17 protein-coding genes are annotated in these 14,588 nt (G+C 61.2%); 11 read left to right on the top strand and 6 right to left on the bottom strand.

Going from position 1 to position 14,588, the window contains the following annotated elements:
• Window positions 1–44: 44 nt before the first annotated feature.
• Window positions 45–641, bottom strand: a complete 597-nt coding sequence (locus tag FB009_RS05450; protein WP_011974988.1) for an NUDIX domain-containing protein — start codon at window positions 639–641, stop codon at window positions 45–47.
• Between the two features lie 27 nt (window positions 642–668).
• Window positions 669–2,801, bottom strand: a complete 2,133-nt coding sequence (locus tag FB009_RS05445; RefSeq protein WP_102045081.1) for a molybdopterin-containing oxidoreductase family protein — start codon at window positions 2,799–2,801, stop codon at window positions 669–671.
• Window positions 2,802–2,869: 68 nt separating this feature from the next.
• On the opposite strand from FB009_RS05445, the gene FB009_RS05440 reads away from it, so the two are divergent.
• From FB009_RS05440 to FB009_RS05425, 4 genes are read left to right on the top strand one after another with little or no spacing between them, the layout of a single operon-like run.
• Entirely contained in the window at window positions 2,870–3,739 is an 870-nt protein-coding gene (locus tag FB009_RS05440) for a 23S rRNA (adenine(2030)-N(6))-methyltransferase RlmJ (RefSeq protein ID WP_011974986.1), read from the top strand.
• 51 nt (window positions 3,740–3,790) lie between these two features.
• Complete coding sequence (locus FB009_RS05435; RefSeq protein WP_011974985.1) at window positions 3,791–4,234, top strand: hypothetical protein; 444 nt, start codon at window positions 3,791–3,793, stop codon at window positions 4,232–4,234.
• Between the two features lie 53 nt (window positions 4,235–4,287).
• Window positions 4,288–5,046, top strand: a complete 759-nt coding sequence (locus tag FB009_RS05430; RefSeq protein ID WP_011974984.1) for a ribonuclease T2 family protein — start codon at window positions 4,288–4,290, stop codon at window positions 5,044–5,046.
• A gap of 14 nt (window positions 5,047–5,060) precedes the next feature.
• Complete coding sequence (locus tag FB009_RS05425; protein WP_024311224.1) at window positions 5,061–5,651, top strand: glutathione S-transferase; 591 nt, start codon at window positions 5,061–5,063, stop codon at window positions 5,649–5,651.
• A gap of 88 nt (window positions 5,652–5,739) precedes the next feature.
• On the opposite strand, the gene FB009_RS05420 is transcribed toward FB009_RS05425, so the two are convergent.
• Window positions 5,740–6,378: an outer membrane protein gene (locus FB009_RS05420; RefSeq protein WP_011974982.1), complete on the bottom strand. Its 639-nt coding sequence runs from the start codon at window positions 6,376–6,378 to the stop codon at window positions 5,740–5,742.
• A 362-nt stretch (window positions 6,379–6,740) separates the two neighbouring features.
• On the opposite strand from FB009_RS05420, the gene FB009_RS05415 reads away from it, so the two are divergent.
• The 5 genes from FB009_RS05415 to FB009_RS05395 all read left to right on the top strand — a co-directional run bounded on the left by FB009_RS05415 (window position 6,741) and on the right by FB009_RS05395 (window position 11,098).
• On the top strand, window positions 6,741–7,505 hold the full coding sequence (locus FB009_RS05415; RefSeq protein WP_011974981.1) for an SDR family oxidoreductase: 765 nt from the start codon (window positions 6,741–6,743) through the stop codon (window positions 7,503–7,505).
• Window positions 7,502–9,526 (top strand): excinuclease ABC subunit UvrC, encoded by a 2,025-nt coding sequence (gene uvrC, locus FB009_RS05410; RefSeq protein ID WP_011974980.1) that lies wholly within the window; start codon window positions 7,502–7,504, stop codon window positions 9,524–9,526. Before FB009_RS05415 ends, uvrC begins: the two co-directional genes overlap by 4 nt.
• A gap of 252 nt (window positions 9,527–9,778) precedes the next feature.
• Window positions 9,779–10,366, top strand: a complete 588-nt coding sequence (gene pgsA / locus FB009_RS05405; RefSeq protein ID WP_011974979.1) for a CDP-diacylglycerol--glycerol-3-phosphate 3-phosphatidyltransferase — start codon at window positions 9,779–9,781, stop codon at window positions 10,364–10,366.
• Entirely contained in the window at window positions 10,363–10,623 is a 261-nt protein-coding gene (gene moaD, locus FB009_RS05400; RefSeq protein WP_011974978.1) for a molybdopterin converting factor subunit 1, read from the top strand. The genes pgsA and moaD overlap by 4 nt, the downstream gene beginning before the upstream one ends.
• Window positions 10,624–10,627: 4 nt before the next feature.
• On the top strand, window positions 10,628–11,098 hold the full coding sequence (locus FB009_RS05395; protein WP_011974977.1) for a molybdenum cofactor biosynthesis protein MoaE: 471 nt from the start codon (window positions 10,628–10,630) through the stop codon (window positions 11,096–11,098).
• A gap of 37 nt (window positions 11,099–11,135) precedes the next feature.
• Here the strand turns inward: FB009_RS05395 and FB009_RS05390 are convergent, their stop codons facing one another.
• On the bottom strand, window positions 11,136–12,032 hold the full coding sequence (locus FB009_RS05390) for a branched-chain amino acid ABC transporter permease (RefSeq protein WP_011974976.1): 897 nt from the start codon (window positions 12,030–12,032) through the stop codon (window positions 11,136–11,138).
• Window positions 12,033–12,221: 189 nt separating this feature from the next.
• Between FB009_RS05390 and FB009_RS05385 the strand changes: the two genes are divergently transcribed.
• The gene (locus tag FB009_RS05385) at window positions 12,222–12,782 is read left to right on the top strand and encodes a CGNR zinc finger domain-containing protein (protein WP_011974975.1); all 561 of its coding nucleotides are present in this window, start codon (window positions 12,222–12,224) and stop codon (window positions 12,780–12,782) included.
• Window positions 12,779–13,282: a hypothetical protein gene (locus FB009_RS05380; protein ID WP_011974974.1), complete on the top strand. Its 504-nt coding sequence runs from the start codon at window positions 12,779–12,781 to the stop codon at window positions 13,280–13,282. Before FB009_RS05385 ends, FB009_RS05380 begins: the two co-directional genes overlap by 4 nt.
• A gap of 48 nt (window positions 13,283–13,330) precedes the next feature.
• Here FB009_RS05380 and ndk read toward each other — a convergent pair whose 3' ends face one another.
• Together ndk and FB009_RS05370 are read right to left on the bottom strand one after the other, a co-directional pair.
• The gene (gene ndk, locus FB009_RS05375; RefSeq protein WP_011974973.1) at window positions 13,331–13,753 is read right to left on the bottom strand and encodes a nucleoside-diphosphate kinase; all 423 of its coding nucleotides are present in this window, start codon (window positions 13,751–13,753) and stop codon (window positions 13,331–13,333) included.
• Between the two features lie 100 nt (window positions 13,754–13,853).
• The gene (locus FB009_RS05370) at window positions 13,854–14,543 is read right to left on the bottom strand and encodes a glutathione S-transferase family protein (protein ID WP_011974972.1); all 690 of its coding nucleotides are present in this window, start codon (window positions 14,541–14,543) and stop codon (window positions 13,854–13,856) included.
• Between the last annotated feature and the right edge of the window lie 45 nt (window positions 14,544–14,588).

The raw sequence follows: 14,588 nt of genomic DNA, 5'->3' as shown, positions 1-14,588 counted from the left end.
CCCACGCTCGCCACCGTGGACCTCAACGCGAATTGCCCGGAGCGCTACTTCGAAAGAGAGTCCCTGTTGAGCATGGCCCATTGCAGCAGCATGATGGTCTTGGCGTCGCAGATCTCGCCGGTGCCGATCTTCGCGACTGCTTCCTCGAAGGCTATTTCCAGCACTTCGATGTCCTCGCCCTCTTGCGCAAGTCCGCCGCCGGCCGCGACCTTCCTGGAAATATCGACGAGACCGACGAAGAAGCTCGTGCGCTCCGTAATCGAACCGGGGCTCATATAGGCATCGAAGAGGTGCATCGCGCTCTCGATTCGGTAGCCGGTTTCCTCCATCGCCTCGCGGCAGATCGCAACTTCCGGGGCTTCGCCGTCAAGGAGACCGGCCGGTGCCTCGAGAAGGTATCCCGTCTCCCCCTGCAGGAAGACGGGAAGGCGAAGCTGGCGAACGAGAACCACCACCTGCCGCTCCGGGTCAAAGAGCAGGATCGTTGCGGCACGGCCGTGGTCGTGCACTTCACGCACCAGGCGGGCGGTGCTGCCGTCGGACATTTCCTGTTCGAGCGTGATCTGCTCGAGATTGATGAAACCATCCCAGAGCGTTTTGCGGTCGATGATCCGGAAGCGCGGGTCTGTATTCTTGACCATGGAGAATCCTTCAGAAGAGTGGACCGGTCAGGCCCGGCGCATCCAGACCCGGTTGTCATGGAATGCAGCGCCGCCATAGGGTGCGACGGCATCGGCACCGGTCAAAACGTTGATCCCCTCCCCGTCCAAGTGGGCGCTGTTCGGCCAAAGGCCTTCGGCGACGACCACGCCGCGACGGGCGCCGCCACCGATCTTCGCGTGCAGGCGAATTTCACCACGCCCGTTGCCCAGCCTGACCACGTCGCCTTCGGCGACACCGAGTTCGGCCGCATCCTCCGCATGAATCATGACTTCCGGCCGGCCTTCCTTCTGGATCGAGGACGGAGTTTCGGCGAAGGTCGAATTGAGGAAGGATCGCGCCGGCGACGTTGCAAGCCGGAATGGATGCCGCTCGTCGGCCACTTCGATGAGGTCGACGTGATCGGGAAACTCCGGAAGCTTACCATGCGGCCCCTGTGGACCCATTGCCTTCGGTGGCCGGTTCGGCGCGGGCGTGCCTGTCCAATCCGCCTTGAACCGGAATCTGCCGTCCGGATGCCCGAAACCATCGAGGAAGTGCGCCTCGTCGAAATTCGGCTGGCAATCGAGCCATTTCCGCTCCTTCATCCCGTCATAGCCGATGCCGTAATTGGCGAGCAACCGGTCGATATGCTGCCGTTCCGTCAGGCCGAAGCCGGGACAGTCTGCGACGCCGAGACGCTTTGCCAGCTCTTCGATGACGAAAAGATTGGTGCGCACGGTCGGCGGCGGCTCGACGACCTTCGGCCCCAGCAGGATATGCTGGTGGCCGCCACCCCGATAGAGATCGTCATGCTCGAGAAACATGGTAGCCGGCAGGACGATGTCCGCGAGTTGCGCCGTGTCGGTCATGAAATGCTCGTGCACGGCAATGAAGAGGTCGTCGCGCAGGAAGCCGCGCTTCACCAGCCGCTGCTCGGGCGCGACATTGACCGGATTGGTGTTCTGGATGAGCAGCGCCGTCACGGGACCGCGATGGCGAAGCGCCTCGGCGTCTCCGGTCAGCACGCGGCCGATCTGCGACTGGTCGAGCATGCGCACTTCCGGATCGTGCAGCGCAGTGCCGACGAGTTCGCGCTTGTCGAGCCTGAAGATGTCGTTGTTGGAATGGAAGGCGCCGCCGCCCTCGTGTTTCCAGGAGCCGAGCACCGTGGCGATCGAAGCTGCGGCATGGATCGCAACCGCCCCGTTTCTCTGGCGCGTGAAGCCGTAACCCAGACGGAAATAGGTCCGGGGCGTGGTCCCGACGAGCCTGGCGAAAGCCTCGATCTCCTCTATTGGAAGCCCGGTAATCGCCGAGGCCCATTCCGGCCCCCGTGTTTTGAGATGCGCCTCGAGCCCCGCGGGATCGTCAGCGAATTTTGCCATGTAAGCACGGTCGGCATAGCCGTCGCGAAAGGCGATGTGCATGACGGCGCAAGCGAGCGCCGCGTCGGTGCCGGGTTTCAGCACCAGCCCCATATCGGCCTGCTTGATCGTCGGATTGTCGTAGACGTCGATAACGACGATCTTGGCGCCCCGATCCTTGCGCGCTTTGACTGCGTGGGTCATCACGTTGACCTGTGTCGCCACCGCATTGGTACCCCATATCACCACGCAATCGGACTTCGCCATTTCCCTCGGGTCAGGGCCGCGCAAGGCTCCGGTCGCCATCGAGACGCCGGTCCACGCCATATTGGTGCAGATCGACCCGAAGAAACCGGAATAGCGTTTGGCGTGGCGCAATCTTTCTATGGAGTCGCGCTGTACCTGCCCCATGGTTCCGGCATAGAAATAGGGCCAGACCGACTCCGAGCCGTATTTCTGCTCGGCCTTCACGAAATGGGCGGCGATCTCGTCGAGTGCCGCTTCCCAGGTGATCTCCTGCCAGCGGCCCTCCCCCTTCGCACTCGTCCGGCGTTGTGGCACCATGAGTCGGTCGGGATGGTAGATGCGCTCGGAATAGCGCGCGACCTTGGCGCAGATGACCCCGGCCGTATAGGTGTTTTCCGCCGCGCCGCGCACACGCCCGATCCGACCCTCGGCCGTGAGGTCGATGTCGAGCGCGCACGCGGAGGGACAGTCATGTGGACAGACCGAATGGCCGATGGTCTTTTCTTGTCTGACGGGGCTCGCAACGATCATGGCTTTTCTATATGGCATGGCCAGGGACGCTCAAAGCCCCATTCGCCATCCATCGCAACAATTGGTCGCGGCCATCGGCAACGCTTATGAATTACCGGCACATCTATCACGCGGGCAACTTTGCCGATGTCCTGAAGCACGCCGTTGTGGCGCGACTCGTCACCTATCTGGAGCAGAAGGACAAAGCCTTCCGCGTGCTCGACACCCATGCCGGGATCGGACTCTATGATCTTTCGAGTGAAGAGGCGCAGAAGACCGGAGAATGGCGGGAGGGTATCGGCCGGCTGATCGAAGCCGAGCTTCCAGCGCCAGTCGCCGCAATGCTCAAGCCATATCTTTCCGCCGTTCGCGAGCTCAACCCCAAGGGCGGGCTTGCGTTTTATCCCGGTTCGCCGAAGCTTGTCCGCATGCTGTTTCGCCCACAGGATCGTCTGTCGGCCATGGAATTGCATCCGGAGGACTACGAGGCGCTGCACCGACTCTTCGAGGGTGACTTCCAGAGCCGAATCACCCTGCTCGACGGCTGGCTGGCGCTGGGCGCCCATCTGCCGCCCAAGGAGAAGCGCGGGCTCGTTCTCGTCGATCCTCCTTTTGAGGCCGAAGGTGAGTATGACCGGCTGGTGGACGGGCTCGCCAAGGCATATCGCCGCTTTTCCGGCGGCATCTTCTGCCTCTGGTATCCCCTCAAAAAGGCTGCGCCGGTCAAGGCGTTTCACGAATCTCTGAAGGCACTTGAAATCCCGAAGATGCTCTGCGCGGAATTATCGGTGCGCAGCGATCGCGAGACGACGGGGCTTTCCGGATCCGGTCTCGTGATCGTCAATCCGCCCTTTACGTTGAAAGGCGAACTGGACATCCTCCTGCCCTACCTGAAGTCGCAACTCGCCCAGGACCGTTTCGCATCCGGACGCTGCTTCTGGTTGCGCGGCGAGGAGCCGCTCAAACGGGGGCCTTGACGGAGAAGGCCCTGTGGCTTCAATCTCCTGAGACGATTCAGGGAGATAGCCATGACTTGCAAGCTTGCCGCAATGCTTCTCACCTCCTTTTCCCTTGTTGCCGGCGTGGTCAGCAGCACCGCCGCCGCGGACTTTGCAGAAGTCCCCGTCGTCCGACAGACCTATGATGTCGGCGTTTGCGGCAACCCCGGGGTCCTGGGCTTCATCACCCGGCGCTTCGACTACAAAGCAGCAAACTACCTACGCGCCAATATCGCCATCGCCGAGATTCGCGAAATGGGTCAAAGCCGTTTCGAACCGCGGGACTACACCCATCTGGTAGAGCGCGAATATTGCTACGCGACGGCCGTGACGACAGACGGCGTACGGCGCCCGCTATGGTACCTGATCGAACGCCCGTGGGGCTTTGCCGGCGTCGGGTCCAATATCGAGTTCTGCGTCGGCGGCCTGGATCCGTGGTATGTCTACGGCGCCAACTGCGCTTCGCTTCGCTGATTGCGGCAGCCAATGCATGTCCGTCCAAAGTACTCAGTGGTGTTGATGACGGAATGCGCGAGTACAGAGACCTGACGCGCGGCGTACGATCCCGATCGAACGCGATGCGCTTCGGCCTGTTGCCGGCGATCGTTGCCCTTGCCACCATTTGCGGCTGTAGCAATGAAGAAGGCAGCCAGGCACCGCCGAAGGCGCCAAACGATGCCGGCAGCATTGCGGCAACCGCGAATATGCCCGTCGGCAAGGGTTTCGACTTCTATGTCCTTTCCCTTTCCTGGTCGCCGACTTGGTGCGGCGCCAACGACCCAAAAGGCAAGTCCGGCCAATGCGAAGACGGCAGCGGACATGGTCTGATCGTGCATGGTCTCTGGCCTCAGGAGGAAAGCGGATATCCGGAATATTGCCGGACCCGGCAGTCCGACCGCGTGCCGGAATCGCTCGGCCGGCAATATTTCGATCTCATTCCCTCGATGGGCCTGATCGGCCACCAGTGGCGCAAACACGGTACCTGCTCCGGCCTCAGCCAGAGCGATTATTTCGCTGTCACCCGGGCCGCCCGTGAGAGACTCGTCATTCCTCCGGAGTTGATGGGTGCGGCCGGCTCGACGACCCTCTCCGTTCCGGCGATCGAAGCCGCCTTCAGGGAAAGCAATTCCGGGATGACGAGCGACGCGATCGCTGTTACCTGCGAAGGCAGGCTGCTCGAAGAAATTAGGGTCTGCTTCGATAAGGAGCTGAAATTCAGGCCCTGCCCTCAAGTAGACCGACAGGCCTGCAGACGAGACTCGGTCTTGCTGCCTCCAGCACCATGATGGAAAGACATCGAATGAAGATTCTCTACTCGCCCGCCTCGCCCTATTCGAACAAGGTCCGTATGGCCGCTCATCATGCGGGGTTTTCTGTCGACAGCGTTCTGACGGAAACCAACGCCAATCCACCGGAACTGATCGACAGCAATCCGCTGGGGAAAATCCCGACGCTGGTCACCGAAGACGGTCGCGCGATCTATGACAGCCGGGCGATCATGCATTTCATCGATCGTGAGACGAAGGGTAAACTTTATCCGAAAAATTCCGAGAAGCGCACGGCAATCGAGATCTTGGAGGCGCTCTGCGACGGGATTTGCGACTGCCTCCTGGCAGTCGTCTACGAAAAACGCTTCCACCCGCCTGAGAAGGTGCATCAGCCCTGGATCGACCGGCAATGGGAAAAGGTCGAACGGGGTCTCGACTATCTCGAGACCAACCTGCCCAAGACTGGAAGCAAGCTCAATGCCGGACATTTCGCGCTCGCAGCCACACTGCGCTACCTTGACCTGCGCTTCGCGGGCGAATGGCAGAAGGGACGGCCCAAGCTCAAGAACTGGCCTGCCAAATTCGAGAAGCACTTCCCGGATCATGCCAAGTTCAAGGCCTGAAAGCCTAAAAACTTCATCGCTTATCAGCCCCACCGCAAAAAGAAAGGCCGGGTCGCCCCGGCCTTTTTTTAGGATCCTTTGATACGGATCAGAACTTGACGCCCATACCGAGCTTGACGGCGTGCTCGTCATAGCCGGACGAGATCGTCGTGCCGCCGGTGCGGAAGTCCTTCGAACCGTAATCCGTGTAACGGTATTCGGCGCGCGCCGTGATGTTGTCGGTGACGAAGGTCTCGGCGCCGACGCCGGCCGTCCAGCCGACCAGCGTCTTGTCGTCGGAGCCCGCAGGCGTCTTGAGCTCGGCGTTGCCGAGGGCGACGCCGGCCGTGCCGTAGACGAGGACCGGATTCACATCGACACCGACGCGGGCGCGAACCGAGCCGTTGAGCCCCTGCTGGACTCGACGGCCGCTCGAATGCGAGTCGTTGCCGGTGTAGTTGATGTCGGCCTCACCGCCATAAACCATTTGGCCATCCTGAACGTTGTAGCCGCCATAGAGGCCGCCGCCAGTTCCGACCGATTTGTTGTTGCCGGTCGCATCGGCCTCGCCATGGTGCCAGTCGATGGTGCCCCCGACATAGGCGCCCGACCAGTTCCGAACTGCCGGTTCGGTATATTCGGCAGCCGGAGCAGCCGGAATTTCGTCGACCACGTCAGCGGCGTGGGCGGCCTGGAAGGCAACGAGGGCCATGGCCGAGGCCATGAGAGTGGTGGTGAGCATACGCATACTATTCTCCTTTCGAACCGGCGTTCCGTTATAGTTGTTCTCAGCGGAACACCGGACATCTGCAATTTAACCCGCCCGGTTGACCCGAAATTGATCAGGAAATGAGGAATCTCAAGAGCCAAAATGTGAAATTTTAGTGGCAGCAGCGCGTCCGAATTGGGATGTTGCATCGCAGACACAGGAGATTTATTAACCACATTTCAAGATTAACCAAAGATATACTATAGAGTCAAAAACTAATGCAAATTACGCGCTTCTCATTAATTTTTCAGAAATGAATCGTCCGACGAGAGTTTCAGCCAACGTTTCGAGCCTATATCTTCTCCGGCACGGAAGCAGGATTCGAAGAACGGGACGGAACGTTGAAAAGGACACTCAAGGCGGCGCTCGTTACCGGCGGTGCGCGACGCATCGGCAGGGCAATAGTCGAGGATCTGGCGACGCATGGTTTCGCGGTCGCCATTCACGCCAACGGGTCTTTCGCCGAGGCGGAGGCGCTTGCGGCGAGTCTTAGAGGGAGCGGCGCCAAGGCCATCGCTCTCAGGGCTGATCTTACCGAAATCGGTGCCGTCTCCAGGCTCGTTGCCGAGGCAACCGGCTCGATCGGTCCGCTGGATCTTCTGGTCAATAATGCCTCGGTGTTCAACAAGGACAGCATCGCCGAGTTCGACGAAGCGGTGTGGGAACGGCACTTCGCCCTTCATGTCAAAGCCCCCTCCCTGCTTGCGCGCGATTTTGCCCAGCAACGGCAGGCCGACGTCTCCGGTCTCATCGTCAATGTCATCGATCAGCGCGTATGGTCTCCAAATCCGCGCTTTTATTCCTATATGCTGTCCAAGTCGGCGCTGTGGACGGCAACCCAGACCATGGCCCAGGCGCTCGCACCCGAAATTCGCGTCAATGGCATCGGGCCTGGCCCGACGCTGCCGAACGATCGGCAGGACCCTCGCGATTTCCAGGCGCAGGTCGAGGCGCTGATCCTCAGGCGCGGTCCGGCGCTCGATGAGTTCGGACGTGCGATCCGCTTCCTTTTCGACACGCCGTCGATCACCGGACAGATGATCGCGCTGGACGGGGGCCAGCACCTCGCATGGGAGACGCCTGATATCAGGGAGATAGTGGAATGAACGGGCAGACGCCCACGGATGGCGGCATCCTCTACGACGGCAACGAAACCGAGGACGAAGACGATCTCATCGAAGTGAATGAGGCCGAAGCGCCGGCACCAGCAATCGGGTGGGCCGAAGGCCGGCCGGAAGTGGCGGGCCTCAAGGGCGCCGAACTCATACAGGCCTTCGTCAAGGTTCTGCCAAACGGCCCCGGCGTTTACCGCATGCTCAACGAGGCCGGCGACGTGCTCTATGTCGGCAAGGCCCGCAGCCTGAAGAAGCGGGTGAGCAGCTACGCCCAGGGGCGCGGCCACTCCAACCGCATCGCCCGCATGGTTCGCGAGACCGCGAACATGGAATTCGTGACGACGCGGACCGAGATCGAGGCGCTGCTTCTGGAAGCAAACCTCATCAAGCGCCTGCGCCCGCGCTTCAACGTGCTTTTGCGGGACGACAAATCGTTTCCCTACATTGTCTTGACAGGCGATACGCGTGCGCCGGCCCTCTACAAGCATCGCGGTGCGCGCAGCCGCAAGGGCGATTATTTCGGCCCCTTCGCATCCGCCGGAGCAGTCGGGCGAACGATCAACTCGCTGCAACGTGCTTTTTTGCTCAGAACCTGCACAGACAGCGTATTCGAGACACGCACGCGCCCCTGTCTGCTCCACCAGATCAAACGCTGTTCGGCGCCTTGCACCAACGAGATCAGCGATGACGACTATGCGGAGCTGGTCAGCGAGGCCAAGGACTTTCTCTCCGGCAAGAGCCAGGCAGTGAAGGCGACCATCGCCACCGCCATGTCCGAAGCGTCTGAGAACCTCGATTTCGAGCGTGCGGCACTTTACCGCGACCGACTGGCAGCGCTCAGCCACGTCCAGAGCCACCAGGGCATCAACCCGGCCGGCGTCGAGGAAGCGGATGTGTTCGCCATCCACCACGAAGGCGGCATCTCCTGCATTCAGGTGTTTTTCTTCCGGACGGGGCAGAACTGGGGCAACCGCGCCTATTTTCCAAAGGCGGACCCATCGCTTACGCCCGCCGAGGTGCTCAGCGCCTTTCTCGCCCAGTTTTACGACGACAAGCCCTGTCCGCGGCAGATCCTGCTCTGCGCAACTGTCGACGAACAGGATCTGCTTGCCCAGGCGCTGAGCGAGAAATCCGGCTACAAGGTCTCAATCCTGGTGCCGCAGCGCGGAGAGAAGAAGGACCTCGTCGAGCATGCACTCGGCAATGCCCGCGAGGCGCATGGTCGCAAGCTCGCGGAGACTGCTTCGCAGGAGCGCCTGCTCGAAGGCTTCGCCGCCACGTTCCAGCTCCCTTACGTGCCGCGCCGCATCGAAATCTACGACAACTCGCATATCATGGGCACCAACGCGGTGGGCGGCATGGTCGTTGCCGGCCCGGAGGGTTTCGTCAAAGGCCAGTACCGCAAGTTCAACATTCGATCGACCGACATTACGCCGGGTGACGATTTCGGAATGATGCGTGAGGTCATGACGCGGCGCTTCTCTCGCCTCCTGAAAGAAGAGGGCAAGCCGGATCGGGCCGCGGAGCCGGGTGAGGATGCCGGCTTCCCGGCGTGGCCCGACGTCATCCTGATCGACGGCGGCCAGGGCCAGATGACCGCCGTTCGCACCATTCTCGGGGAACTCGGAATCGAGGATTGCGTGACGGCGATCGGCGTCGCCAAAGGGGTCGACCGAGACGCCGGCCGGGAGCGCTTCTTCGCTTCGGGCCGGGAAGGCTTCACGCTGCCGCCGCGCGACCCCGTCCTCTACTTCATCCAGAGGCTGCGCGACGAGGCGCACCGTTTCGCCATCGGTTCGCACCGGGCGCGCCGAAAGAAGGAAATGGTCCGGAACCCGCTCGACGAGATCGCCGGAATCGGGCCGACGCGCAAACGCGCGCTCCTCACCCATTTTGGAACTGCGAAGGCTGTTTCCCGCGCCGGTATCAACGACCTGATGTCGGTAAGCGGCATCTCAGAAACGGTAGCGCGTATCGTCTATGAACATTTCCACGAGGACGCCGCCAAATGACGACCGTACCGCAAAAGAAAGCGGTGCGGTTCAGACTGCGTTCAGGCGAAATCCGCCAAATATGACAGGCGTGACGCAATGATCTGTTGACCTTATGGTCGCAAAGTCATTCTGTACTGCTGAACCCGGAGGGGATGAGGAAACGCGTTCGGCATTTCCGCCCGCATCCCGCTTCGACCACTAAATTCGATCGCGCCGATGACCCCAGATCGCGGGAAATGAGGGACTGTCGTGTCCAGAGAAACCGAATCCATGCCAACGCCAATCGCCTATAGCATCCCGAATCTGCTGACTTATTTCCGTATCCTGATCGTGCCGCTGATCGTCTTCTGCTTCTTCGTCGAGGGTCGGCTTCACAGTTCCGACTTTGCGCGCTGGGTCGCCCTCGTCCTGTTCGTCACGGCCTCGATCACGGACTTCTTCGACGGCTATCTTGCCCGTATATGGAAGCAGACCTCCAATATCGGCCGTATGCTCGACCCGATCGCCGACAAGCTGCTGGTCGCGTCGATCCTGCTGCTCGTGGCCGCCGACGGGACAATCGCCGGTTGGTCGATCTGGGCCGCCATCATCATTCTGTGCCGCGAGATCCTGGTTTCGGGGCTTCGCGAATATCTCGCGGCCCTCAAGGTCAGCGTCCCGGTGACGCGGATCGCCAAATGGAAGACGACGATTCAGATGGTCGCAATTGCTTTCCTCCTCGCGGGACCCGCGGGCGATAAGATCGTGCCCTACGTAACGGAAGCGGGTATTCTGCTCCTGTGGCTTGCAGCGGCCATCACGCTCTACACCGGCTATGATTATTTCCGCGCCGGCCTCAAACATGTGGTCAACGAATGAGCACAGTAAACCTCGTCTACTTCTCCTGGGTTCGCGAGCGCATCGGCCGGCCCGAAGAAACACTGGAACTGCCGGCGGATGTCGTCACCGTCGCCGACCTGCTCGACCATCTGAAAAGCCGCGGCGGCGAGTATGCCGCGGCATTCGAGCACCAGAACGTCATCCGAGCGGCGATCAACCAGGAACATGTGGAGCACGGCGAGCCGATCGCCGGCGCCCGCGAAATCGCCCTTTTCCCGCCGATGACGGGCGGCTGATGTCATGGCCCCCGCGCCCGTAAACATCCGCGTACAGCGCGACGATTTCGACATTGCCGTCGAGATCGCTGCGCTTTGCCGTGACCGGACGGACATCGGTGCGGTGGTCACGTTTTCGGGACTTTGCCGTGACGAGGCCGGAGCGCTCAGCGCGCTCGAACTCGAGCATTATCCCGGCATGGCGGAGGCTGAGATCGAGCGGATATGCCAGGACGCGGTAGAGCGTTTCGGCCTGCAGGCGGCAACCGCCATCCATCGCTTCGGCGGAATGGAGCCAGGCGCGAATATCGTGCTGGTGATCGCGGCCGCGCCCCACCGGCAGGCGGCATTCGACGGCGCAAACTTCATCATGGACTTCCTGAAGACATCGGCTCCCTTCTGGAAGAAGGAACATCGGACCGACGGTTCCGCAGGCGATTGGATCAGCGCGAAGGATGCGGACGACGACGCCCGCGATCGCTGGGCGCGTGGGTGATCTTTCCGTCCGCAAGCACGCTCGAAGTTTGCAGCCTTCAGGGAATGAACTTTTCACGGCGCGTTATCACAAGCACGACGACGAGGAAGCCGAATATGGCGAAATCCCGCCAGAGAATCGGTCCATAGGCACTCCACAGCGTTTCGATGAGGCCGATGCCGGCCGCGCCAAGGGCCGCGAATAGCGGCGCGGTCTGCCCGCCGATGGCGGCAATGAACAGGACCTTGACGCCGAAGGTCAGGCCGGTGCCGAAATCCATGTTGCCGTAATAGGATGCCGCGAGAATCCCGCAGAAAGCGGCGATCAGCGATGCCACGCCATAGGCGGCGATGTAAACCGATCCCGGATCGACACCGCAAAGTGCGGCAGCCTCGCGGTCTTCCGAGACAGCGCGCCAATAGCGGCCGGCATAGGAATGGGTCAGCAGCCAGTGCCCCCCGGCAACAAGGGTGACCATGAGTGCAGTGTTGACGAGCTGGACGACCGTCAGCGCGACCGGAAAGGCGGGGTTCGGCCAGAACACGACCACGCCGTTCAGAAAAGGCGGCAGCCACAAACTCCTGGTTTCGGAGGCAAGCCGGGCCGTTTCCATCAGCACCAGCAGGCATCCTAGAGAGGCGACGACCACCGCATTGGCTGAGGAGAATGCCAACGGCCGCATTATGTAGCGTCCGGCAATGAGACCGGCACCGATGCCGAATGTCAGCGCCGCCGCCGCCCCGAGCCCCAGTGCCGCCGGCAACACCAGCCAAAGCCGGTTCCAGCCGACATCTGCAAACAGCACGAACATCTGCCCGGCGAAGGCAAATAGTGCGCCATAGGTCAGGTCTGCCCGCCGGGTAACCGCAAAGGCTATCGCGTAGCCGAAGGCGAGCGCCGCATAGAGCGCGGCCACGGGCACGGCATTGGCGATCTGCTGAAGAAAGTAAGCCATGGCTCATCCGCGTAGTGACAAGCTCACTATAACTGGTAAACTGGGTTTTACCAGTTAGTAATTCGGCCTGGAGCGATGTGGAAAAATGCGTGCGGCTTTCCACCCGCAACCCGCTCCAACAGTATCGATCACGTTCACGCTTTCAGGGCGATCCAACCTGAAAGCGTGAACGTGATCTGGGGTTTATGCATGGGTTTTGCCTGGACTGCACATCGATTTTCAGGAGGCGCTCTGGCGCTCGACGTCGCCAATTCGGTGGTTCTGCGCTTCGATGCGGAGCGCCGGATCGATCGCTTCGACGATCCGGCGGCGATCGACGCCTTTGCCGGAGCGGCCAATCTCTACGGCGCGGAACGGAAACGATTCGGTCCGCTCATTCCCGCGCGGCTGGAGCGGCGAAACGCGTTCATCGGATTGCGTGAAGCGACGGACCGCCATTTCCGTGCGCTGGTGCGTACGGAAGACCGGCCCGATCTCCTCGCCGACCTGCTCGAGGCGATCGCCGCCGTCCTGCGCCAGCCGGCCCCCGCCGGCAAAGGCACGCCACTCGATGTGGCTACCGCCCATTCCGCGCTCGGCCTCATTTCCGGGCCGGAGCCAGGACGCCTGAAGATATGCCCCAATTGCGCCTGGCTGTTTCTAGACCGCAGCCGCAACCGGAGCAGGACGTGGTGCGACATGGCGGTTTGCGGCAACCGGAGCAAGGCGAGGCGCCACTACCGCCGCAGCAGGGAGGAACCGAAGCCATGAGGAAAACCATGATATTCGCCCTGCTCGCCGCGGCAGCCATCGCCGGCTGCCAGCGTGACAGCGGGCCGGACCCGCTGAAGCTCACGGGCAAGATGTTCGTTTTCAATTACCGCCTCGCCTATGCGACCTATATGATCACGCTGAACAGGACGGAACCGGTTCCCGACGGCAGCACCGTCGTCGCGACTTTCGAAAATCCTGCCGGCGGCAATCCCCTGAGACTGGAGCGCAAGCTCTTCCCGAAGCTCGACAAGGTGGTTCTGGAAAGTCCCGACATCACGTGTGTAAAGAAACAGAGGCCCTATGCCGTGACCATCGAAGTCAAAGGACCTGACGGCGCCTCGCTTCAGAAACTAGAGACGACGGTGACTTCGGACATCGATCAGGACGTGATGCCGGCAAAGGCCCTCGTCGAGGGACCGGCTTACGACAAGAATCCGGAAGTCTTCAAGAATGGCAAGGCACCGGTGCGCTTCGAAACCGCCGCCTGCCCGACGTAAAAAGCCGGGGTGTCACCACCCCAGCCTGAAAATCACTCGCTTATTTGATCAGCCGACGATCTCGGTGCCCGAGAACCAATAGGCGATTTCTTCGGCAGCGGTTTCCGGCGCATCGGAACCGTGAACGGAGTTTTCGCCGATCGAAAGCGCATGGACCTTGCGGATCGTGCCTTCGGCGGCGTTTGCCGGATTGGTGGCACCCATCACTTCACGGTTCTTGGCAATGGCATTCTCGCCTTCGAGGACCTGAACGACGGTCGGGCCGGAGGACATGAATTCGACCAGTTCGCCGAAGAACGGGCGATCCTTGTGGACAGCGTAAAAGCCTTCGGCTTCGCGGCGGCTCATCCAGACGCGCTTCGAAGCGACGACGCGCAGGCCGGCGTCTTCCAGCATCTTGGTGATGGCGCCGGTCAGGTTACGCTTCGTCGCATCCGGCTTGATCATCGAAAAGGTACGTTCAATCGCCATGGGCTCAATTCCTTGCTCTTGAGAAGTGGCGGTTCATTAGCCGCCAATTCCGTGCAAAACAAGGGGGCGTGGCCACGATTCGGCCGCTTGCGCCTCAGTTTCACGCCGCCGTCACGCTGCGGCCAAGACCGCCGTGAAGCTCGAGGCACCGCTCGAACCAGTCGGTAACGACATCGCCTTCGGAAAGCAGGCGCTGCGGCGAAACGATGCGTGCCCATTGGAGCGCGCCGAAAACGATATAATCTGCAAAGAGCGGGCTGTTCCCACCAAGGAAGGGCTGGGACTTCAACATGTGGCGAAGCGGTTCGAGCTTCGCCGAGAAGATTTCGAGATCTTCCCGCCCGGCTCCGGCAACCGTCTCCAGTGATTTGCCGAACCGTTGCTCGCGGCTTGCCCGGAAATAGGCTTGGTCGACGGGATCGAGGCTGTCATGGATGTCCATGATAGCGATGCGCCCGATCGCCGTATGCAGGGCAGTTTGCGACCAGCTCTCGACGAAGCGTGCCATGGCCTTACCGCCTTCACCGGCAAACAGGGACGGACGATCGGGATAGGTCTCTTCAAGATAGAGCGCGATATCGAAGCTGTCGTTGACCAGCTTTTCTCCATCGCGCAGCAGGGGAACGATCTTTGTAGCCCCCTCCTCTAGACTCGGAATCGCGGTAAAGCCGACGGGTGCAACGTCGAAGGTCAACCCCTTATGCGCTAGCGAAAGCTTCGCCTTCCACACATGCGGCGAAAACGGGCGGCTCTTGTCGGTTCCACAGAGTGCGTAGAGTTTGCGGGTCATGCAGGCTCCTGAATTTCGCTTCCGAGCAGCACAAGGGAAAACGCC

It is taken from the genome of Sinorhizobium medicae (assembly GCF_007827695.1).
Lineage (GTDB): Bacteria > Pseudomonadota > Alphaproteobacteria > Rhizobiales > Rhizobiaceae > Sinorhizobium > Sinorhizobium medicae.
Note: the sequence above shows the minus strand (reverse complement) of the source record. Positions and strands in the feature narration are given on the sequence as shown.

Excerpts from the sequence above, each read along its gene's own strand:
- uvrC (WP_011974980.1), top strand. The coding sequence starts at position 7,502 with ATGAACGGGCAGACGCCCACGGATGGCGGCATCCTCTACGACGGCAAC.
- FB009_RS05385 (WP_011974975.1), top strand. The coding sequence starts at position 12,222 with ATGGGTTTTGCCTGGACTGCACATCGATTTTCAGGAGGCGCTCTGGCG.
- FB009_RS05435 (WP_011974985.1), top strand. The coding sequence starts at position 3,791 with ATGACTTGCAAGCTTGCCGCAATGCTTCTCACCTCCTTTTCCCTTGTT.
- FB009_RS05390 (WP_011974976.1), bottom strand. The coding sequence starts at position 12,032 with ATGGCTTACTTTCTTCAGCAGATCGCCAATGCCGTGCCCGTGGCCGCG.
- FB009_RS05440 (WP_011974986.1), top strand. The coding sequence starts at position 2,870 with ATGAATTACCGGCACATCTATCACGCGGGCAACTTTGCCGATGTCCTG.
- FB009_RS05445 (WP_102045081.1), bottom strand. The coding sequence starts at position 2,801 with ATGCCATATAGAAAAGCCATGATCGTTGCGAGCCCCGTCAGACAAGAA.
- FB009_RS05430 (WP_011974984.1), top strand. The coding sequence starts at position 4,288 with ATGCGCGAGTACAGAGACCTGACGCGCGGCGTACGATCCCGATCGAAC.
- moaD (WP_011974978.1), top strand. The coding sequence starts at position 10,363 with ATGAGCACAGTAAACCTCGTCTACTTCTCCTGGGTTCGCGAGCGCATC.
- ndk (WP_011974973.1), bottom strand. The coding sequence starts at position 13,753 with ATGGCGATTGAACGTACCTTTTCGATGATCAAGCCGGATGCGACGAAG.
- FB009_RS05395 (WP_011974977.1), top strand. The coding sequence starts at position 10,628 with ATGGCCCCCGCGCCCGTAAACATCCGCGTACAGCGCGACGATTTCGAC.
- FB009_RS05450 (WP_011974988.1), bottom strand. The coding sequence starts at position 641 with ATGGTCAAGAATACAGACCCGCGCTTCCGGATCATCGACCGCAAAACG.
- FB009_RS05370 (WP_011974972.1), bottom strand. The coding sequence starts at position 14,543 with ATGACCCGCAAACTCTACGCACTCTGTGGAACCGACAAGAGCCGCCCG.
- pgsA (WP_011974979.1), top strand. The coding sequence starts at position 9,779 with ATGCCAACGCCAATCGCCTATAGCATCCCGAATCTGCTGACTTATTTC.
- FB009_RS05380 (WP_011974974.1), top strand. The coding sequence starts at position 12,779 with ATGAGGAAAACCATGATATTCGCCCTGCTCGCCGCGGCAGCCATCGCC.
- FB009_RS05425 (WP_024311224.1), top strand. The coding sequence starts at position 5,061 with ATGAAGATTCTCTACTCGCCCGCCTCGCCCTATTCGAACAAGGTCCGT.
- FB009_RS05420 (WP_011974982.1), bottom strand. The coding sequence starts at position 6,378 with ATGCGTATGCTCACCACCACTCTCATGGCCTCGGCCATGGCCCTCGTT.